20 protein-coding genes are annotated in these 21,603 nt (G+C 42.4%); 6 read left to right on the top strand and 14 right to left on the bottom strand.

Features of this window, described 5'->3' with window-relative positions; all coding sequences use genetic code 11:
* The first annotated feature begins 606 nt into the window (after positions 1 to 606).
* Both ACWATR_RS07795 and ACWATR_RS07790 read left to right on the top strand, forming a co-directional pair.
* A complete protein-coding gene (locus tag ACWATR_RS07795; RefSeq protein ID WP_069071351.1) occupies positions 607 to 954 on the top strand; it encodes a PadR family transcriptional regulator in 348 nt (115 codons plus the stop codon).
* 141 nt (positions 955 to 1,095) lie between these two features.
* Complete coding sequence (locus tag ACWATR_RS07790) at positions 1,096 to 1,626, top strand: cofactor assembly of complex C subunit B (RefSeq protein ID WP_069071350.1); 531 nt, start codon at positions 1,096 to 1,098, stop codon at positions 1,624 to 1,626.
* Between the two features lie 448 nt (positions 1,627 to 2,074).
* Here ACWATR_RS07790 and ACWATR_RS07785 read toward each other — a convergent pair whose 3' ends face one another.
* Complete coding sequence (locus ACWATR_RS07785) at positions 2,075 to 2,392, bottom strand: DUF3155 domain-containing protein (protein ID WP_041566316.1); 318 nt, start codon at positions 2,390 to 2,392, stop codon at positions 2,075 to 2,077.
* 285 nt (positions 2,393 to 2,677) lie between these two features.
* Here ACWATR_RS07785 and ACWATR_RS07780 point away from each other — a divergent pair, with 285 nt between their 5' ends.
* A complete protein-coding gene (locus tag ACWATR_RS07780) occupies positions 2,678 to 4,033 on the top strand; it encodes a sensor histidine kinase (protein ID WP_460331114.1) in 1,356 nt (451 codons plus the stop codon).
* 90 nt (positions 4,034 to 4,123) lie between these two features.
* Here ACWATR_RS07780 and ACWATR_RS07775 read toward each other — a convergent pair whose 3' ends face one another.
* Entirely contained in the window at positions 4,124 to 5,365 is a 1,242-nt protein-coding gene (locus tag ACWATR_RS07775) for an S-layer homology domain-containing protein (RefSeq protein WP_460331111.1), read from the bottom strand.
* A 477-nt stretch (positions 5,366 to 5,842) separates the two neighbouring features.
* The gene (locus tag ACWATR_RS07770) at positions 5,843 to 6,562 is read right to left on the bottom strand and encodes a conjugal transfer protein TrbI (protein ID WP_069071347.1); all 720 of its coding nucleotides are present in this window, start codon (positions 6,560 to 6,562) and stop codon (positions 5,843 to 5,845) included.
* 713 nt (positions 6,563 to 7,275) lie between these two features.
* On the opposite strand from ACWATR_RS07770, the gene ACWATR_RS07765 reads away from it, so the two are divergent.
* Positions 7,276 to 7,542: a hypothetical protein gene (locus tag ACWATR_RS07765; RefSeq protein WP_460331107.1), complete on the top strand. Its 267-nt coding sequence runs from the start codon at positions 7,276 to 7,278 to the stop codon at positions 7,540 to 7,542.
* Positions 7,543 to 7,738: 196 nt separating this feature from the next.
* Here the strand turns inward: ACWATR_RS07765 and ACWATR_RS07760 are convergent, their stop codons facing one another.
* Positions 7,739 to 7,891: a hypothetical protein gene (locus ACWATR_RS07760; protein WP_460331104.1), complete on the bottom strand. Its 153-nt coding sequence runs from the start codon at positions 7,889 to 7,891 to the stop codon at positions 7,739 to 7,741.
* Positions 7,892 to 8,180: 289 nt separating this feature from the next.
* Here ACWATR_RS07760 and sbcC point away from each other — a divergent pair, with 289 nt between their 5' ends.
* Entirely contained in the window at positions 8,181 to 11,207 is a 3,027-nt protein-coding gene (sbcC, locus tag ACWATR_RS07755; RefSeq protein ID WP_460331101.1) for an exonuclease subunit SbcC, read from the top strand.
* A gap of 61 nt (positions 11,208 to 11,268) precedes the next feature.
* Here the strand turns inward: sbcC and ACWATR_RS07750 are convergent, their stop codons facing one another.
* The 10 genes from ACWATR_RS07750 to ACWATR_RS07705 form a co-directional block, all read right to left on the bottom strand.
* Positions 11,269 to 12,699 carry a peptidoglycan-binding protein gene (locus tag ACWATR_RS07750; protein WP_460331098.1) on the bottom strand — a complete coding sequence of 477 codons (1,431 nt, stop codon included), beginning with the start codon at positions 12,697 to 12,699 and terminating at the stop codon, positions 11,269 to 11,271.
* A 224-nt stretch (positions 12,700 to 12,923) separates the two neighbouring features.
* Positions 12,924 to 13,391 carry an SH3 domain-containing protein gene (locus ACWATR_RS07745; protein ID WP_460331096.1) on the bottom strand — a complete coding sequence of 156 codons (468 nt, stop codon included), beginning with the start codon at positions 13,389 to 13,391 and terminating at the stop codon, positions 12,924 to 12,926.
* Between the two features lie 284 nt (positions 13,392 to 13,675).
* Positions 13,676 to 15,187 (bottom strand): AAA family ATPase, encoded by a 1,512-nt coding sequence (locus ACWATR_RS07740; RefSeq protein WP_460331093.1) that lies wholly within the window; start codon positions 15,185 to 15,187, stop codon positions 13,676 to 13,678.
* A 279-nt stretch (positions 15,188 to 15,466) separates the two neighbouring features.
* Entirely contained in the window at positions 15,467 to 15,994 is a 528-nt protein-coding gene (locus ACWATR_RS07735; RefSeq protein WP_460331090.1) for a YceD family protein, read from the bottom strand.
* A gap of 146 nt (positions 15,995 to 16,140) precedes the next feature.
* Entirely contained in the window at positions 16,141 to 16,668 is a 528-nt protein-coding gene (locus ACWATR_RS07730) for a Jag family protein (protein WP_460331087.1), read from the bottom strand.
* The gene (gene yidC / locus ACWATR_RS07725) at positions 16,665 to 17,816 is read right to left on the bottom strand and encodes a membrane protein insertase YidC (protein ID WP_460331084.1); all 1,152 of its coding nucleotides are present in this window, start codon (positions 17,814 to 17,816) and stop codon (positions 16,665 to 16,667) included. Before yidC ends, ACWATR_RS07730 begins: the two co-directional genes overlap by 4 nt.
* A 177-nt stretch (positions 17,817 to 17,993) precedes the next feature.
* A complete protein-coding gene (locus ACWATR_RS07720) occupies positions 17,994 to 18,386 on the bottom strand; it encodes a PH domain-containing protein (protein WP_069071333.1) in 393 nt (130 codons plus the stop codon).
* Positions 18,373 to 18,795, bottom strand: coding sequence for a ribonuclease P protein component (rnpA, locus tag ACWATR_RS07715; protein WP_460331081.1), 423 nt, complete (start codon positions 18,793 to 18,795; stop codon positions 18,373 to 18,375). Before rnpA ends, ACWATR_RS07720 begins: the two co-directional genes overlap by 14 nt.
* A gap of 36 nt (positions 18,796 to 18,831) precedes the next feature.
* Entirely contained in the window at positions 18,832 to 18,966 is a 135-nt protein-coding gene (gene rpmH, locus ACWATR_RS07710) for a 50S ribosomal protein L34 (protein ID WP_084227158.1), read from the bottom strand.
* 137 nt (positions 18,967 to 19,103) lie between these two features.
* A complete protein-coding gene (locus ACWATR_RS07705) occupies positions 19,104 to 19,616 on the bottom strand; it encodes a DUF2808 domain-containing protein (protein WP_460331077.1) in 513 nt (170 codons plus the stop codon).
* A gap of 761 nt (positions 19,617 to 20,377) precedes the next feature.
* Here ACWATR_RS07705 and ACWATR_RS07700 point away from each other — a divergent pair.
* Complete coding sequence (locus tag ACWATR_RS07700) at positions 20,378 to 21,550, top strand: Re/Si-specific NAD(P)(+) transhydrogenase subunit alpha (RefSeq protein ID WP_460340271.1); 1,173 nt, start codon at positions 20,378 to 20,380, stop codon at positions 21,548 to 21,550.
* The last annotated feature ends 53 nt before the right edge of the window (positions 21,551 to 21,603 follow it).

Below are 21,603 nucleotides of genomic sequence, written 5' to 3'. Positions count from 1 at the left end.
TATTAGATTTTTCGTGGGCTTTTCCATATAACGTGAAAAGTCAGGTCTTCTTTCCCCCCGCCTTTAGGTCTTCTTTGATAAATTTACTATCACGCTTGCCAAATGACACAAGAGATTCTCTTGTTGAAGAAATTAGTAATGGTTACTGCTTAAGTGTTTCCACTGCCGTAGCAGCTTTAACCCAGACATTTCCCTTAGCGTAAGCTTTTAGAATTCGCATTGGGAAAATCACTGTAAAACAAAGTGTTTATTAACTTTTACAGACAAAATAGCATTTTACCTGTAAAATTTTTTCGATGGCATTTTATTGCTTAAGCGGTTCTAACTAGTTCGGCATCACTTGACACCAAGATAGTGAGTTCGCAACTGTCTGTTCGCTCCTCACCACACCGTATCGAGCTTGGGTAGGAATACATTATTTTCTGCCCCTAAAACTCGCAAACTCGTCCCACAACTTCACAGGCGTGGGTGATTATTTGGTGTTTACGCTTTGGAAATATAGTCTAAGTAGCTCTATCTGTATTACTCACTTAGTAGTAGCACTGTATACTGACTACAAGGATTGTAGACCTTACCCTAAGGCATTTTTTTAGCCATTCACTAACCATGAAACTTGAGGATATATATCAATTCTTTGAAAATCCTCCGCCAACTTACCTTTGTCAAGAACTAGCAGTTTGTTACATCCTGTCTGTTTTATTACAAGGTGAATCCTACGGAACCGAGTTGATCGAGCAATTAGAAACTGAATATCCCATCTACCGGCTTTCAGATACCGTACTTTACAGTGCAATCAAATTTCTGGAAGATCAAGGGGCAATCACTGGATATTGGAAGAAACTCGAAGGACGGGGACGCCCCAGGCGTATGTACCAAGTTTCTCCCGAATGGCAAGTTCAAGGTCAGGATTTAGCTTTTCTTTGGCAAGACTACATCAATAGGAGGACAAAGTAATCCGATTTTGGATTTTGGATTGTGGAAGAGTTCCTAGCGATCGCTTTTTGGCGTTCCATTTCTCGCAATCATTTTTCAAACTGGTATAACGAATAATTGATAATGAATAAGTCTCCTCCAGTCAAACACTAACAATTAGTTATGGATACTGCTATTCTGCCATCTACGTTCCTGTTAACCTTGTTGTTATCCGTTGGGCTGTTTTTCTTTATTCGTGCCTCGACTAAAGACCGCATAGAAACAGCGCAACTGGTATCTGAGCAAGACGAAGCTGTTTTAATGTCTCAATTAAAAGAGTATTTTCGCTCGCGGTCTTACCGAGTGGCAGCGGTAGACCGAGAACAAAACAAGGTGACTTTTGAAGGTAATGTTCGCCCCAGCTGGTTCTTAGCTATATTTCTAACTTTACTGGCAGCTATTGGGATTATTTGTCTATCTTTGGTGGTATACCTGCTTTTTCCTAGCCTCAGTACCATTGTTCTGGCTATGGTACTGCTGTCGCCTTTAAGTGGTCTATTTTATTGGAAAAAATCTGAAAGACTTGAGAAGGTTTCGCTCAAAGTAGAAACAACTCAGAGCGAACAAACCTCCTCAAGTAAGATAACCGTAGTAGCCCATCGAGATGAACTCAGTGAGTTACAAAGGACTCTACAGCTAAAGCCTGGGATATAATTGTTGATTTTTCTGACCATCTTTTAACTATGATATGCAGACTTCTGACCTGACCTACTCTTTAGGCAATGGAAAGTAGGAAGGAGGAAATCAAGAACATTGCTTTGTCAGTTTTCCCCACAACTTGTGTTGTGGGGAAAAATTTAAATTAATTAACTTAAATTCATTGACAGAGCTTGCCTAACAATCTACGGCATAGAGCGCAACTTCACTAGCGCTTTTAAACGCGCTTGGCTCTATACCTACTCCCTTCTGCATCATCAAAATAGTGTCAACCCATGCAATGTAGCGTGGTTTGAGACAAGTTTACTTTCCAACTACCTGGACTAGACTTACTGGCAAATCAGCTACAAACTAAAAAAAAATTAAATTTTGCATAAACTTAGCAATTTTGCCAGTTAATAATAGTCAGGAGCCACACTCAATGCTTAAGATGACCATCTATGGTTCACCGACTAGCTAAAGCAAGAGGTTCTTGACCTGGCGAAGGTTCTAACACCCTCAAGCTAGGAAACAAGAAATGGTTTTCCTCTACGTATTGAGCACCAAACAGTCCCTTTTCTGCCCAGAAATAACGATCTGTGGTGTGTTCATTTCGCTTTACGAGTAGCAATGCCGGTGGCAAAATCCCTTCAGCTTGAATGAATCTTCTCGCTGCTGTCACAGGCTTTTCTTCGCCACTTTCGATGCTATATTGAGGCACATGTTCCAAAATTCGCCGTCCTTCCTGACGACGACGACTCTTCCTTTTGCGTCTCCTTGCCAATCTATTGTCCTCCTCTTTCAAGCTATAGATTGTAGTGATAGCTACAAAATCCGTCGTCATTATATAGGTTCTAGTTCAAAATATCAATACTTTTTAACCTTTTCATGTAAGAAAGTTAATATCTTTGAAAATAGATAAAACAGAACCACCTAAAGATATAATCCCCTGGTACAAACCATCTCTGAGAAAATTTTAGTTAAGCTTTATTAAATGAGTGAGGTAAAAATTAAGTATCCTCTCTTACATCATGCCTCAAAATCTGTAATCTTGAGCAAGAGCTAAAAAATGTTAATGTCTGCCAGTTCCGATTTTCTTGCTCTGTGTCGAGAGCAAATAGCGCTACTAACCCAAGGGCTGGGAGCAACTTTAAGTATTGTGTACCTAACACAAGAATTGGTAGAGACTCCTTCAGGTGATGCAAAACTGATTCCTGTGGTAATTTACCCGGAAACAGCATTATTACCGCCAGGGGAGGTGACTGCTGAAGCGACAGCACACAAGCAGCTTCAAGTTGGAAATGTGTTTGTATTACCCAATGATCAGAGAAAATTATTGACAGCAGGATCAGAATCTCCAACCTCATCACAGGGTTCGGAGATACCAGATGCATCTCAACCCCATCTCAAAGAGGAATACCTATTTAGTGGAAACCAAATTGTTTTACCTCTAATTTATGAGGGTGTGATGATGGGCTTATTGGTGACAAGTAGGCAAGACCGGGCATGGAATGAAAACGAGGAAAGTCAGATTCAACGAATAGCTCAAACATTAGCGATCGCTTGTATTTTAGATCAACGACGAGCATGGTTTGAGCAGCAGTTGCGTGAGCAACAAATTCTCCAAGAAAAACAGCGGGATTTATTAGATAACCTTTTGCATCAGTTTCGTAACCCATTAACGGCGTTGCGGACTTTTGGCAAACTGCTATTGAAAAGACTACGACCAGCAGATGCCAATCGGGATGTAGCAAGTAGTATTGTGCGCGAAAGCGATCGCCTTCAAGAATTACTGCAACAATTTGAGCAAGTAATTGACTTGACAGAGGCAGATTTAGCACCACTACATCTAGCAGAAGATGAAGTATTTGTAGAAGCAACTATCCAAAAAGACGCAAAACCACCGCTATTATTGCCAGGAACGGGAGATAAAGCAGTTGACTGCTCGCTAGCGGATATATTAGAACCATTATTAATATCAGCCAAAGCGATCGCTCAAGAGCGAAAGCTAAAACTAATAACTGAAATTCAACAGAATTCATCTCTAGTACGTGCCAACGTCAAAGCATTACGAGAAGTATTAACTAACATCATCGATAATGCTTTGAAATACACTCCTACTGGTGGCAAAATTTTGATTCAGGCGGGGCAAGAAAAAGCTAATTTTCAAGGAATTATTATCAGTGACAACGGGCCGGGGATTCCACCCGAAGATTTAGAACATCTTGGAGAACGTCATTATCGGGGTGTACAAGCGCAAACAGAAATCCCTGGCACAGGTTTGGGGTTAGCGATCGCTAAACAACTAATAGAGCAAATGCAGGGCGAAATCGAGGTTTTCAGCCCTGCAATCAACTCTAAGCTAACTTCACCCGATGCGCCGGGGACTACATTTATTATTTGGTTGCCGGAAGTTCAAAATTAGTCATTTGTCCTTTGTCCTTTGTCCTTTGTCCTTTGTAAATACTAATGACTAATGACTAATGACTAATGACTAATGACTAATGACCAATGACTATCTTACTGAAACCAACAAGTTCTGATTGATGGTCATTTGTAGATCGGTATCTGGGTCAATTGCTACTAAGTCAACACTATTTCTGCCGAAGAACAGACCAATCAATGCACCGATACCAGCGCCACCCAATACTTCTTCTGTGGCAATGGCGCGATCGCCTGTGACAGCAGATACCGCCGCGGCTGCACCTGCGCCCAATACAGTATTTCTGATAATTGCACCAGTACTAGTACCTTTGTTGACGGTTTCAGTTTTGGTAATCACGTCAGAACTAGCGTTAAGTTGATACTCTTGACCACTGGCCAAAACTAGTTTCTCGGCAATGAATTGAGAACCGCCTGTAGCAGGTCTGAGTTGACCAATAACTTGACTACCAGCCGGAATCACTACAGATCCGTTTTGCGTAACCACGTTTTGGGATACTGTCAATGTCAAAGGCGCTGTTTCGTCCTTTGTAACCAGAATTTTTTCTGCCTTGTCATACTTCACAGGAATAGCAGTCCCTTGGGGAATTGTGACTGATACGGGTGTTGGGGTAGTAGACCCAAGTGCCACAACATAAGGCGAGTTAATAGCTGAGGCTTGATTAGAGCTAACTAATGCTTGATAGATGAAGGCTGCTACCTGGGCGCGAGTGGCGGTTGCAGTTGGATTCAGGAAGTTCACATTAGGATAGTTGACCACAATTTGCTTTTCAGTTGCAGCTGCGATCGGGCTACGGGCATAGCTAGCAATGTTATAGCCATCGTTGAAGTATTGCAGAGTGCTTTCAGTATTGCCGATGGGACTATATTCCAGACCGTTCGCCAGGGAAACTAAAACTTGTTGACGGGGAATAGCCTGGTTAGGTTCAAAGCGATTTCCAGGATAACCTGATAAGAAACCAATGGTATAAGCTTGCTGAATTGCACTAGATGCCCAATAGTTGCTAGGCACATCAGCAAAATTGATTGCTTGCCGTTGCGGTGCTTTTTGGAAAGCTTTGTTGACCATCGCGGCAAATTGAGCGCGTGTTACCGCTTCTTCAGGGCGGAAAGTACCATCAGGAAATCCGGCAATTACACCTCGCTGAGACAATTGTTGAATAAATTGTGCTGCCCAATAGTTAGATGAAACATCAGAAAAAGTAGTTTGAGCAAAAGAAGGTGCAGCTGTAATGAAGGGCGCTACAGTACCAACTGTGACGCTTAAAGCCATGAGTGCAGCTGTTTTAGATTGCCAACGATTTAAGTTAAACATTATTTTTTACTCCAGTACAATTAGTTTTTTTACTTGTTAATTAATTAGACATTTACTAAAGTACAAGGTTCCCAATTTTTCCTGCTTTTTGTAAAAACCATTACCTTAGTCATACAGTCATAATCAAGAAGTCTATGTCAAACGAAGTAGGTAATAGAAGTAGTAGTCTGTCAAGTTTAAATTGATGAGCAAATAAGCTCGTAGTAAGGACTTCAGTCCTTCTTTTCTAAGCACTAAAGGGCTTACTACAAACCGCAAACTAGCTTGAAAAAGTAGTAGTGTAATCACCCTATTAACTCTGAGCACAATTAAATCAGTGTTCTAATAAATATCAGTACTGACTAAGACGATAAAGAGATAGAATAGTTGCTGATTAATAGATTTTTTATGGTAAAAGTGAAAGCGATCGCACACTATAGTTAAAGTGGCGATCGCATATAAGTAATGATTAAATTCACAACTTGAATGAAGTTAAATCTAGTAGCGAGATGGTGGTACTAAATTCAAGTTAGAATTCAGCGTGAGCCTTAAATCCTGTGCAGGTCTGAGGACAAAAGCATTTCCTTCTTTTTTCCGCAACAGGACACTTGCACCCGCACCCGCAGCGCCACCGAGAACAGGTTTTAAATCGTCAACTCTGCGGTTCCCAGTAATTAGTGAACCTAAAAGACCAGCACCCGCACCAATAGCTGCATCAGTTAAAACCTGACCTGTGCTGGGCCCCTGTGAAACTTTTTGAGTTGTGGTATATGTACGAGAAGTTGCATTAATCGACTGACGCTGACCATTAGAAAATTCTAATTCTTGCGCTACAAATCTTACGCCTTTTCCTTGGTTATCATCATCTCTTGTATCTCTGGAATAACTATCTAAGTCAACAGATTCTAGCCGTCCATTTACTTTAGTACCAGCAGGAATTAAGACGTTTCTGTTTCTGTCGATAATGTCGTTCGCTATCCTCAAGGTTAGAGATTTACTTTCCCCAGGAGCAATAGTGATTGTTTCTTTTTCGTAGGTGACAGGTAAAGCAACACCAGAAGGAATAGTAACGTTTCCATATTGTCCAATTCTGTCTTGCCCAATTCTATATTGAGCATTAGCAGGAGCCAAGCTCAATAGAGGGCTAATGACGCTTGTAGTAACTGCCATTGCCATAAGTGCAGCAGTTCCAGATTTCCATTGATGTAGGCGAGTCATAAGAGGGTTATCCTTTGTGTATGTGATGTATTTAATGACGGGGATTCACTGAGTTTGTTTCTGACTGTTTTTGAACCTGTCTATAGGCGTATTCCGCAGATAAAAGTACTTATATATGATCGTAAGTTTGTGCGATCGCATAGGTGTAGCCCGTCGTAGACATCGGTTCTCAGAATTTGTCTTCTGCTAATGTGTGTTAGTAAAATTAGAAGCAAGACACTCATAAGACGTAAAACGAGTATCATTTTGTTCCCAAATGCTGTTTTATTACTTATGTTCACATATCTAAGCCATTGAATAGAGGGGAATGGTCTGAATGTGAACTCTTACTTCTATTGTAAATTAATTTGCTAGGACTTGGAAAATATTATCGCTTTCTTTTAGAAATGCTAAAGTCAATTTATAGAGTAATTCCTAATGTCAGCGAGTGAAGCGCAATACTTGATTATTAACGCACTTATAGGAATCCGCTTTGATTTATGAACTAATTTGCGTAGGCAGGCAATAGGCAATAGGCAACAGTCAAGAAGGCTTCTTAGTGGTACTGAGTTTTTTCAGAAATCAAATATGAGTCCTATATTACTCTCGGTTTGCTTGGTAATAGGTTCTATGATGAAGATAGTGGCAATTGGTACATAAAGATACCAGCCCAGTTTTACCGCTACGGTTTTACAAAAAGGTGATATTGTTCCGATTAGTTGGGACTTGTAATTATGGCAAATTGGACTGAAAAGCAAAAACAAAAGTATGCTAGGTTCCAAGAAATTTTAGAAATTGGAAAACAGCGTTATGTGGATGCTGGTGGTAATCCTCAACGTTATCGAGTAGGTTTCAAAGGTCAAGATTACTTGACAGATGAAGAGAGAAAAGAAGCTACCAAAATCATGCGGCAAATGTTTGGTATTTCCATCACAAATGGTTATGTCTATTGTCAAGGGTCTTCTTGGCAGTTGCCTGAGAATTCGCTATTAGGTAAATAGCAAGTCTAATAGCAACAGATATAGCAGTCCTAAATCATTCGTTAACAATAAGATCCCCGACTTCTTTGAGAAGTCGGGGATCTGAATTTCTCGATTTTCACAACTCATTTAGGATCGCTATAGGTAACTAGTATAACCAATTATTGACCTGTGGTACTGAAAGATAATGGGTATTTAAGATTTTGCGATGAAAATTCTAGATCGCAAAGACGCGATAAATCATCACAAAGACGCGATGAATCGCCGTCTCTACAATAATCAGTCTTTCGTCTTGACGGCGATTCATCGCGTCTCTTGCCTTAACCGAACAGTATTCCCAGCTACCCTGGTTCTGAAGGGTAAAGAACATTGGGGAATCCAAATAGAAATAATCTTGTACAACTCTGAGAGCAACTCTTGTTTTAATGTTTTCCTCTCAGACATCTGAAAGAAATAACGATAAGCTTCCAGGAGAGTCTAATTTTTCTCCGAATATAGTAAAACGTCTTAATGCAACAAGAAAAATTCACTCATAATATTGTAAATTTTTGTAAAATTGATGTCTTCAAGACTAGAAACCTGATATCTAGATAGCTAAACTAACAAACAGTGCATCTGTACTGTTAATTATTAAAAGTAGATGTGGCGCCATAGCGTGAATGATCCCAGTACAACTTATCCTCAAAAACTTTCTTAGTTACCGTGATGCAACTTTAGATTTTGGCGGTTTGCATACGGCTTGTATTTGTGGTTCCAATGGTGCGGGTAAATCTTCTCTTTTAGAAGCAATCACTTGGGCAATTTGGGGTGAAAGCCGTGCCACTGTTGAAGATGATGTCATCTATTCTGGTGCTAAAGAAGTTCGGGTTGATTTTACTTTTCAAAGTAACCAACAAAAATATCGGGTGATTCGTACCCGAATTCGGGGAGGTACTAGCGTACTCGAATTTCAAATAGAAATACCATCTGGGTTTCGCTCACTCACTGGCAAAGGGGTAAGAGCAACCCAAGATTTGATTTTAGAACACATCAAGCTCGATTACGATACATTTATTAATTCTGCTTACTTACGTCAAGGGTGTGCAGATGAGTTCATGCTCAAACGTCCCACGGAACGCAAAGAAATTTTAGCGGAGTTGTTAAAACTCAATCAGTATGATGATTTGGAAGAACGTGCTAAGGAATCTTCTCGTCAGTTTAAAGCACAGGCAGTAGAGTTAGAGCGTTCTTTGGAGTCGATAAAAACTCAGCTGCAACAACGCGAGCCAACTCAAGCGCAAAGAGTGGAGTTAGAAGCCGAACTTAACCAACTGCAACAGGTGCAAGCTTTTGATAATATTCAATTACAAAGTTTGCAAGTTGTCCAGCACCAGCGCCAAAGTTGGGAACAACAACTCAATTTTGTAAAGCAGCAATACCAAAATCTTACCCAAGATTGCGATCGCCTCCAACAAGAACAATCAGCTATTGGCTCTCAGCTATCAGATTTAGAAAAAATATTACACCAAGAAGCTGAAATTAAAGCTGGATACGCCCAATATCAAAGTCTCCAATCTCAAGAAGAAGCTTTTGCTGTCAAATTTGAAGAATACACCCGCGCCCAACAGAATCGCCAACAAAAGCAACAGCAGCTTACCAAACAAATTCACGAAATCGAACGGCAACTGCAACAAGCCCAAGCGCAGTTAGAAGCTTTGCAGCAACAAGAGCGAGATATTCAGCAAACTCTAACTAAATCAGGTGAAGTAGAAGCTGCCTTGTCACAACTAGCCGCAGCCCGTCACCATGTTGCTCGTCTGGATCAACTGCAAATGCAAGTTACTCCGTTGTTGCAACAACGAGCAACTTTACAAAGCCAACTTGATCGCACTCATGCTGGTTTAGTAGCGCGACTCGAACAACTCCAAAGTACTGAAAACCAATTGCAACGCCAGCACCGCCGCCAACCGCAACTACAACAAGCGGTGATGGATGTGGCAATCCAAATTGAGGAACTGGAGAAAAAGCGGGTTTATCTGCAACGAGTCCAAGAAAAAGGGCAAGAAAGGCGGCACTTTATCGAACGTTTGCAAGCTCATCAACGGGACTATGAAAAACTATTGGGAGAATTAGAGCAGAAATTGCAAATGCTCCAAAATCCTGAAGCACTTTGTCCATTATGTGAGCGTCCTTTAGACGAACATCACTGGAGTCGGGTAGTGGAAAAAACCCAGGCTGAGTTAGAGGATACTCAAGGGCAGTTTTGGGTAGTCAGAGAACAAATGGCTGTGTCTGATAGAGAAATTCAAGTACTTAGGCAGGAATATCGGGAAATTTCTCAACAGTTGGCGGGCTACGATGGTTTACGCGAACAGCGGGGACAGTTGGCAGCACAGTTAGAAGCTACAACTGATGTACAACAACAGTTACAACAAATTGCTGCCGAAAAACAGCATTTAGAGCGATCGCTCCAAGCTGGTGATTACGCTCCTGATAAACAAGCCGAACTCCGGCAACTAGACCAATATCTGCAACAAGCTAATTATAATGAACAAGACCATGCCCTCGCCCGGAGCGAAGTTGAGCGGTGGCGATGGGCAGAAATTAAACAAGGGCAGATTAAAGATGCAACTAAGCGACAAGCGCAACTATTAGCCCGAAAACCAGAACTCCAGGCTCAAATTGCCCAATTACAAACCAGAATCCAGCAGGATCTGACTGATTCTGAATGCGCTAAACAAATCGCGGCTCTTGAGCGTCACATTACCGAAATTGGCTATAGTTCTGAGCAGCACAACAATCTGCGTATGGCTGTAAAGAAAGCTCAATCTTGGCATTTACGATATCAACAACTGCTATCAGCCCAGCAGCAGTATCCGCAACTAGAGACGAGATTGCAAGAGTTAGAGGACTCCAAAAGTGCTAGATTAACCGAACGGCAAAAACTGGGCGGACAAATCGAAAGCATTATCCAGCAACTACAAGCAACAGCTAACCCATCTGCCCAAATTCAAGCTCTAGAGCAGCAGTTAGCAATCCGCAGACGGCAACTTGATGAGCAGATAGCCAAGTTGGGACGTTTAGAACAGCTGGCGCATCAACTGGAAACGCTTCAAATTCAGTATGAACAACAGCAGCAGCAATTACAATCTTGCAAACAGGAATATCGTGTTTATCAGGAATTAGCGCAAGCTTTTGGTAAAAATGGCATCCAAGCACTGATGATTGAGAATGTGTTGCCACAACTGGAAGCTGAAACAAATCAACTACTTTCGCGGCTGAGTGGGAATCAGTTTCATGTACAATTTATTACTCAAAAAGCTGGACGAAGTGCTAAATCAACCAAGAAAAATGCCAAGTTAATAGACACTCTAGATATTTTAATCGCCGATTCTAGAGGAACGCGATCTTATGAAACTTACTCTGGTGGGGAAGCCTTTAGAATTAACTTTGCCATCCGTTTGGCTTTGGCGAAATTATTAGCGCAACGGGCGGGGGCAGCGTTGCAATTGTTGATTGTGGATGAGGGTTTTGGTACACAGGATGCCGAAGGATGCGATCGCTTGATTGCAGCGATTAATGCGATCGCCTCCGATTTCGCCTGCATCCTCACTGTCACTCACATGCCCCACCTCAAAGAAGCCTTCCAAGCCAGGATTGAGGTTAATAAAACTCAAGAAGGTTCGCAGTTGAGTTTGTCAATTTAATTACGAATTACGTTAGCGCAGCGTTAGCGACGCAGGAGCGTCATTACGAATTACGAATTAGTTAATTGAATTTTACTCGTGCATCCAGACCTAATGAGCGAAGCTTTTTTGATAGGGTTTCTGCTTGAGCGCGATCGCTAAATGCCCCAGCATTCACATAATCCCCTAGACTGGATTGCTCTGTAACAGCATTGGGTATATATTGTTGTACTTTACTCAGAGTATCATTATTTGAAATTGGAATTATTACTCTGTAAGGATTGTTAGCAGCTAATGTATTGCCATTAGTAACACGCACTACGTTATTAGTGGGAGGTAAATAGCGAGTTTGAGGTGCTACATAGTCATTAGTAGGAGGTAAATAACTATTAGTAGTCTCAGCATAATCGCCCCCAGTCGAGTTATTCAACCCTAATGCTTGCCAAGTTTGCCAATCTACATTTCCAGTCGAATTAATTCGAGAAGATTGCTGGAATGCAATCACCGATTCTCTGGTGTAATCGTTGAAAAAGCCATCAGGATTGGTATTAGAGAAACCCAACTGCCACAAACGCTCTTGAACTAATCTGACATTCTCTCCCTGATCGCCTACAGTCAAATAACTTCTGGCTGGTTGTTGAGTAGGATATCCACTAGTCGAGGCTCTGCGTACTGCCTCCAATACTTGGGCATTGGCGATGCCATCAACAGGTAAGCGATAATTTCGCTGAAATTGGATGACAGCTTCCCTAGTCATTGGGCCAATATTCCCAGTGGGATTAGTATTAAAAAAACCTAGCTGCTGCAAACGCACTTGGAGTTCTCTCACCTGCTGAGTCGAGAGACTTGATCTAGCTGTACTTGGAGAGGAACCCAGTAATGCGTTCCAAGTTTGTCGATTCACAATCCCGTTAGCAGATATGCGATAACTTCGCTGGAATGCAATTACAGCATCTTTAGTAATTTGTCCAAAATTCCCAGTGGGATTAGCATTAAAATAGCCTAACTGCCGTAAACGCTGTTGCAACCTTGTAACTGCTGCACCAGTGTTACCTTGAGAGAGAGTAGGGTATTGACCAACTGCACCATTAGTATTCCTGCTAGAAGCTCTACTCTGACAGGCTCGTTGCAAGGCTTGTTGAGTATTAATACCCACAACTCCATCAGCAGGTAGCCTATTGGCTTGTTGGAATTTAATAACCGCATTTTGAGTCAGACTAGCAAACTTACCTGTTACCGGGCCGTTAAAGTAGCCTAACTTTTTTAAACATCTCTGGTTACTGGTAACTTCAGCGCCATTACTTCCAATTTTCTGAAGTGCTAAAGCTTGCCCAGCGATACTCAGAAGCCCCGTAATCAGTGCCACAGATAAAAGACGTATTGCAGCACCAGTAGATAACTTTTTCCAATTTAAAAATTTGAAATTAACTACGATAGGAACAACCTTGATGCTTTCGGATGCCTCGTAGACTGAGGCGAGCTTGATTAAATAGCTATCTACCCCTGTTTTCACTTGCTTTTTTTAAATTGATGACTATAAAAAAGTATACTACTTTCTCTGTGTAATAATTACTTTTCGTATGATTCTTTACAAGTAATTATTCAGGGGAGTGGGGAGTAGTAGTGCTGAGTGCTGTACATTGATAGCGGGGCGTTTAGCCCGTCCTGAGTGAGAAATCTCGCTTCTTGGCTCGGAACTGTTTTGCCCAATGCCCCATTCCCCATTCCCCATACATATTATTCATCAACTTTTTCAGTATTACCTGCTTTCACCCAACCTTCTTGTTCGCTATCTTCCAAACGAATTTTTTGCCAGCCTTTATCCCCGCTTTCTTCCAAGACAATAATTTTTTGATTAAAAGCAACCCCACCAATCCGTTCAGCTTCTTGATTTGGTTGCGATCGCAAACTCAAGCCATCAGCCCAAGTAACACGCCCTCGGTAAGCTCCCGATGGCAATGGTTTTGCTGTTGGGGTAGGTTTAGGCGATTCTGTGGGAGTAGAAGTTGAGCTTGGAGACAATTGAGCCTGAGTTGCTTTGGGAGCTTGGGCTTTCACCGAGGGACTATCGTTTGAATAAACGGGTTTGGCAGGGGGTATGCCGGTGCGATTCATGAAATAGAGGGCAATTGCAGCACCGCCACCGATTAAGACAGCGATCGCTAAGAAAAACCCAAGTATAAACTTTGTTAAGCCAGACAACATAGTTAAAACCTGATTATTAAGAGTCAAGGGTCAACATAATTCGTAATTGCATTGATAAGGGGCTTGTACCTTCTTAATTACGAATTAGTAATTATTTAGTCAAGGTGAGCCAGCCACGTGCGTATTTTACCCATTAAGGGGAGTGACGTTGATCTGGCTCTCAAGATTTACGAGTAGAGAAGCAATGTAACCTATCCGTATAAGAATCAATAGTCCATAATAATTCATCATTAACTATTGACTATGGACTTTTAACTCATTATTTTAGCTACTGCTGAATGTCTTCATGTAGTCCGTCGGAGGCGTTCGCTTAAAGGATTGTGTTTCGATGCTAAACGCGCTCTCCCAGCAGCAGCCCATTCTTGGAGTTGCTGAATTTGCTCTACGGCAGTTCGCGCTAAGGGTATTATCTGACTCGCTGCTTCTAAAATATCATCCGTAGCAAAGTCGCGGTTTTGGCTAAATCCAATATGCATCGCTTCAATTAAAGTTTGCTCAATCTCTGCCCCAGAAAAATCCGGTGTCTCATAAGCTAATCTTTCGATGTCATAACTTTTCAAGTTGTGGGGGCGCAGTCGGGATAAATGAACATCATAAATTGCTTTTCTTTCTTCTTGGGTGGGCAATCCCACAAAGAAAATTTCATCAAATCGCCCCTTACGCAACATTTCTGGTGGTAAAGCTTGGATGTCGTTGGCGGTGGCGACGACAAAAACGGGTGAGCTTTTTTCGGCTAGCCAGGTAATAAAAGTACCAAACACACGGCTGGCTGTTCCGGCATCACCTTTGCTACCAAGTCCAGCAAAGGCTTTATCTATTTCATCAATCCATAAAATACAGGGTGCAAGGGCTTCAGCTACTTGGATCATTTGGCGAGTCCGAGATTCTGATTCACCCACCAAACCACCAAATAATCTTCCCACATCCAGGCGTAGTAAGGGTAAATGCCAATGATGAGCGATCGCTTTTGCTGTTAACGATTTACCGGTTCCCTGAATACCCACCAACATTAAACCACGGGGGTGCGGTAATCCGTACTGTCGCGCTCGATCGGTAAATGAACCTCCCCGACGAATCAGCCAATCTTTCAAGTTATCCAGTCCGCCTATATCAGAAATTTGCTCAGTGGCAGGGTAGAAGTCCAGGATTTGGGTTTGGCGGATAGTTTGGCGCTTTTCTTCCAAAACTAGATCCACGTCTTCTGGTCGCAATTCACCGTGAGTTGCGATCGCTTTTGCCAAAACCCGGCGAATCCGTTCCATCGAAAGTCCTTGACAAGAGCGCACTAAGTCATCTAAAACTTTTCCAGCAAGGGAGTTACCAGTACTTTGTAGTAAGCGTTCTACCTCAGTTTTAATTTCTGGGGCGGCGGGTAAGGGAAACTCAACGACTGTCAGAACTTCCGTTAAATCGTCAGGAATGGCAATGCGTGGTGAGAGTAATACAATATTTTTTGGTTGCGACTTGAGGAGTCGGGCGAGATTGCGGAGTTTGCGGGCGATCGCTACATCATCTAGAAAGCGATGATAATCTCGCAAAATCAATACCGCAGGTGCGGAAGCTGGTAATTTTTCGATAAATTCTAAAGCTTGCAACGGGTTACGCCGCCCAAACCCAACATCATTGGGGTTTCCTTGATAGCCATCAACAAAATCCCAAGTATATACTGGGCGATTACCCTGGTTGGTTGCTTCTTCCCGGATAGCTGCTTCTACCCGTTCTTCCTCATAAGTGGGAATATAAATCAAAGGGTAGCGGGCGCGTAGTAGCAGTTTAAACTCTTCACGGAAGTTCATATTTGGCTTTGGTTATTTGTTATTCTCTCATTGTTCAGGTTTGTATCGCCTCTAACAACTAAAAAACCAATATCTACCAATTCATAGCGGTTGTCAGTGCGATCGCTCTAAGGCTAAAATCCGTTACCAACTATAGAGGCTCAGAGGATACCGAGAGAATAAAGAAATGTTTAGCTGAAGATATGCTATTTATGCAAAAAAATAAATTAGAAACCCGACTTCTTTAAGAAATCGGGTTCTATATAAATCTCATAGATTAACTGCGTAAACTACTAAATACTACTGTCCCGGAAGTTGCTTTTTCAAAGCTTCCAGAGAAGCCCAACGGTTATCAACTGGAGTTTCAGAACTATCAGGACTATCAGAACTATCAAAAGTAATTACAGGAATACCTGGACAATTGCGATCGCACAGTTGCCGCAGGGGTACTGCCAAGCACATCTGTTCATAGAGCCATTCGTTGGGATAAAAATAACCATCAGGCGGTAAGCTTTCCAGCAACTCTTCCATAACTACTTCCCTTTCTAAGGGCAAGTCATTTGGCTGATTTGCAGTTTCGTCTAACCAGATAATTTCTTTTGTATCAATCCCTAAGCGGCGATTGTATTGCTGCAAGCAGCGGTTGCAGGTACAAGTAATAATTGTTTCTGCCTGACTGGACACTTCCAGATAAGTGCCATTATGCTGCACGCGCACATGGCCACGAACTGGTGTCAAAGTTTCCAGACCAGGCAGAAATTCATTAACCTGAACTTCCTCTGTCCGCTCCGATGCTCTAATTAGCTGCGGAATATAAATTGCGTCCATAGGATTTTGTGAGATATGCTCACTAAAATTAACAGTTATTGCCAGTATTTGTACTGGTACTACATCTTTATTTTAGCTTTTAGGAACAAGAGAAATTTTGAAATTATATAGTCATGAGCTTTCAATTAACTCCTAACTCTTAACTCCTAACCCCTAACTTCTTCCAACGAAGCTGGTCGCACAACTAGATGACGATGCGGCTCTTTACCGCGACTGAAGGTTTCCAAATCTCCAAATTCCTTCAAGAATGTATGGATTTGTCGCCTTTCAGCAGAACTAAGAGATTTGATTTCCACTTCTCTACCAGAAAAGCGCACTTCATCGGCTGCTGCTTCTGCTAATGCGCGAATTTCGGCTTCTCTTTTAACTCGGTAGCCATTTAACTCAATGGTGTAAGAGGCTTGTTCTTCCGGGGGTTGGCTCAGGTTTAAAACTGAATTTGCTAGATACTGAATCGCATCTAACACAGAACCATCGACACCAATTAATACTTGGATTTGTTCTGAGGTTAAGTTCGTTTGGTCAATTGTCAGCCAGTAGTTATCTGGTTCTGGGGAATCGCCATCTTGAGATTGGGCAGTTTCTAAATGACCCTGAATCTCAGCAGGTATTCCAGTGAGTTCCAGCAGGGTTTTTAACCACTGCTGACCTCGCTGCATCGGAATGTCGCTCATGATCCCCCTGTCGCCTTTTTCTTAGGACTTTTTGGTTCAAAGGGCAATGCCTTTTGTTCTATGACTGCTGCTTCCTTCTCCTGGGTTTCTACGATTTTTTGCAGTTCTTCTGGTAGAGGTTCGCGGGAGAGCAGATAAGTTTGTGCGGTTTGGAAAATATTGCCAATCACCATATACATCAGCACCCCAGCTGGTAGGGGAAAGAACAAAAACATCCCAGAAAAGATGACGGGGGTGATTTTGTTAACTGTATCTTGCTGCGGATTGCCACCACTGGAATTTTGCCCGGAAAGCATTTGGCTAACATAAAGGCTGATCCCAAAGAAGACAATCATGGCGACGATATCCCAGTGGATTGTGCCATCTGGATCTTGTGCGCCAACCCTGCCTAAAGCATCAATGAATAGAAAGCCTTTTTCTGCTGCTAGTCCAGGAATTGTTCCTTGAATAGTAACTTCTCCTGGTTGCAAGGCTTCTACATTGCCATCAGCATCAATTTTTACCCTATCTTCACCTTTGGTAATTTTCCAATCAGGAATCAGCTTATTTTCTGGGTGTTCTGCTAAAAGAACCTGAAATGGTTTGCCCTCAACAGTCTGATACTGTATCTTGGTTTGTTCTCCCACCGCTAGTTTGGTTCCGCTGGGAATGATTGCAGCTACTTTAACGTGTTCCCCATCTGCAACGTAAATATTTTGAGGAGCAGTAGCAAAGGCTTGCGGTTGAATTTGTTCGATTTGTTCTGCGGGAAAGATTTGCAGGTTAACGCTGTAGTTCGCACTTGCAAAAGGCGAACCCCGCAAAGTGGCAAACAGTGCGAACAAGACCGGCATTTGCACTAGTAATGGAAAACAACCTGCCAAAGGGTTGCCAAATTCTTTTTGGACATTAACCATTTCCTCCTGCTGCTTTTGCGGTTCATCCTTATAGCGCTCTTTGATTTCTGCCATCCGCTTCTGCATCAGAGGTTGTACAATTCGCATTTTCCGCATATTGCGAATTGAGCCAGCACTCAGGGGATAGAGCGCGAAGCGGACTATCAAGGTCAAAGCAACGATCGCTAATCCGTAGCTAGGCACTATACCATAGAAAAAATCTATGATTGGCAGCATCACGTTGTTCGAGAGAAAGCCGATACCAAAATCCATTATTCTGAATTCAACCTGAGGTACTGTAAACTGAATCTAATTTATCTAAATCATGATTTGTCGGCGACTATCTTTCGCTACGGATAGCCGCACATTCAAATGGGGAATCAGGAATTGGGCATGGGGCATTGGGCATTGGTTCATCTCCCTCACCTCCCCCTGCTTTCTCTATTCCCATTACTTGTTGGCAGCAGCGCTAAATTCGGGATTTTTCGCAGCAATTCTTTCGTTAATGTAGTCATAGACTTCCCTAAAATTGGGAATTGCACGCAATTCAAGACGACTGCCGTTTCTGAGGGTTATCGCCATATCTCCCCACAAGCCTATGCCACGGGGAACTTTGACGATTTTGACAATTTCTGAGTAAACTACGTCAGTGCGATCGCGCCCTTGCCAACCTCCCGTCACTGTAATTCGGCGATCGGTGATGCGGAAACGCAGCCACAATGCCCTGACAATTGCCCCGACTGCTAATGGTATCCCGACAATGGTTAGCCCGATTAGCAGGTTGACAATTAAATCCCCAATATGGGGGCCACCTTCATAATATACGTCTTCACGAATTCCCATCGAACACCTCGGCTTGTGCCAACAACTGCTCTAATTCTTGCAGAAATTGTGGGCTTACGCACTTCGATTCTGCTGCTGTGGGTTTGACAATGACCACAAGCCGCCATCCTGGTGATAATTTGGGCAGCAAGTTGTATAAAGCAGCAGTAATTTGTCGTTTGATTCGGTTGCGAACCACTGCCCTTTTGCTGACTTTTGTGCTTATGGAAATGCCAATCCGCGTACTGACAACATGTGCTGAGTCAATTATTTGTGTAGTCTGGGTGGCAGTGTCCAAAGAAGGTTTTGATGAACACAACGGTTTTAAGGCTCTTAATGTCAAATAAGAGCCATGACGCCGAATTCCTTCCCGGAAAACTGCCTGGAAATCCTTTCGGGATTTTAGCCGATTTGCTTTGGGCAAAGCCACTGATGCTCTTTGATGCTCTTTATAGCTTGATATGCCCTAAACGGCCAGACGGTGACGCCCCTTTTTTCTTCTGGCGCTAATCACGTTTCTGCCGTCTGGTGTCCGCATCCTAGCGCGAAAACCAGAGGTTCTTTTTCTCTTACGGCTAGTGCCGCCCAGTGTTCTTTTCATACTGTTCTCCTCTTAGGTGATTTTTATAAAAACTCACAATCTCTAATTTTATCACTTTATCATTGAATTGGGAATTAGATTAGGGGAGAGATGATAGGGAATAATCTGTAACCTATTCCCTTCCTCACTCCCCAAATTTAATTGATGCTCAAAATCCATGTTCCCATGTAGCGCAGCAGTGGCACATCGCCAGGGGAGAGCACTTGACAATTAAAATAGTAAACTCCACCGAAGGATGGGTTTTTCACATTAGAGAAGACTACCTCAACTGGGCTACCTGCTGGTACAGGCTCTTGGGGAAAAATATTAATCAGCTTACCTTCTTTGTCCCACTTCACCTCAGAAAGTGGAACTGCTTTGCCTTTGACTCGGACTTCAATTTTGTTCTGGTCAAAAGTTCCTTTGTAATAATCAGGGTAGTTAATGGCAAATTGACCAACAGCCAATTTCATTCTTTGGGCTGGAATTCTTAATCTGTATCGATCCCAACCATTAGCTTGTCCACCAAAATCTAACCGGAAGGGCAGTTGATTTTCGCTTTTGACGCCGCTAAACAGCGTAAATCCGGGTAAGCTTTGCGCCCAAGTCAAGGCTGGTAATCCAGTAACCAGAAAGCTAGTCACGGCTAAAGCAGAAAGTAAACGTCGCATAATCGGGCTTCCTCTACCAAAATATAAATCTGTTATCTAAATAACTCTGTGTTAGTATTCTTTACTAAACTTTACTACTGACTTCCTGACAATGGACGTTGGATTTCAACAAAAAGTGCCATCTTCCCTGAAATTGGGGGCGACAGTAAAACTACTTAGTAGCGAATTTAACATATTATTGAATATACTTCATTACCCTTGCAGAGTACTGATTTGATTACTAAGTTGGTCAAATTTTAACTAGATAGAAACACAGTTGAGATTAGATTGTATTTCCAAATATGTATAAGTGTATCTAAATTTGATAATTTTGTTATAAAAATTGATCCTTGCCATCAGCGATCGCCAGTTAACTTGGGCTAAATTGATTAAAATAAGTTGGAATCGAAGTCGTAATCATTAAAATTTGATTGGGAAATTATAAAGCCTTCAAAATTCGGTCAATATTACTCTATAAGAAAGGAATACCAAAATTTCTCAATCCCGAAAATAAGCTAAAGATAAAGATGCAAAATTTGGGAATCAATTTAGGATGTGCAATACGTAACCCTGTTTGCAACTATCTGAAAATATGACATCTGCGAACGGCAAAGTTAGGCTTTGCCTGGAGAGCTAAGAGTGGGAGAGGAAAGTTTCAAGGTTCAATCTACAAGTAAAATTCATGGCTGATGTTCCTGCCTAAGTACTATGAGTGCGGGACACGCCTCATCTGGACAACCGCTTACTTGGCAGAGATTAGGTATTTATCTTCAGGAGATTTCATGAGAATAGCAGTTGCTAAAGAAATTGAAGTTTGTGAACGTCGTGTGGCATTAATTCCTGACACCGTTGCCCGATTGGTAAAACAAGGTTTGGAAGTGTGGGTAGAAACAGGTGCAGGAGAGCGATCATTTTTCAGCGATTCTGCCTATGAAACCGCAGGAGCCACAATAATCAGCGATACTGCCAAATTATGGGGCGAAACAGATATTCTGCTGAAAGTCAGCCCGCCACAAGAACGAGAAGATGGACGCTCAGAAATTGATTTATTAAAGGAAGGGGCTGTATTAGTCAGCTTCCTCAATCCTTTGGGAAATCCTGTTGTCGCGCAGCAACTAGCAAATCGGAAAGTCACAGCTTTGAGTATGGAGATGATTCCCCGTACTACCAGGGCGCAAAGTATGGATGCTTTGTCTTCGCAAGCTTCATTAGCAGGTTACAAAGCAGTACTAATTGCCGCAGCTGCATTACCGAAATATTTCCCGATGTTAACCACAGCCGCAGGTACGATCGCACCAGCGAAAGTATTTATTATGGGCGCTGGTGTCGCCGGATTGCAAGCGATCGCTACCGCTAGACGTTTGGGAGCAGTAGTAGAAGCCTTTGATATTCGTCCCGCCGTCAAGGAAGAAGTGCAAAGCTTAGGGGCAAAATTCGTTGAAGTCAAATTAGACGAAGAAACCGTTGCTGCTGGCGGTTACGCCAAGGAAATTTCTGAAGCTAGCAAACAACGTACCCAAGAAGTTGTCGCCGAACACGTTAAGAATTCTGATGTGGTGATTACTACTGCTCAAGTGCCTGGGAGACAAGCACCACGGCTAGTTACAGAAGAAATGGTAGCACAAATGAAACCAGGTTCAGTAATTGTGGATTTGGCTGCTGATCAGGGTGGTAACTGCGCCTGTACAGAACCAGGTAAAGATATTGTGTGGAACGGTGTGACAATTATCGGCCCCATCAATCTCCCATCATCGATGCCAATTCACGCCAGCCAATTGTATGCCAAGAACGTAACTTCGTTGATGCAATTGCTAATTAAAGACAAAGCTTTGCAGGTTGACTTTAGCGACGACATCGTTGACGCAGCTTGCGTTACCCACGCTGGTGAAATTCGCAATCAACGAGTGCGGGATGCGCTACAAGCATCCAATACTCAACAACCAGCGGTTAATTAGGGAACGGGGAATGGGGAATAGGGACTGGGGAATAGGGGAAAAAGAATAACTAA

It is taken from the genome of Nostoc sp. UIC 10890 (assembly GCF_054786515.1).
This window is presented reverse-complemented; position numbering and strand designations above follow the sequence as displayed.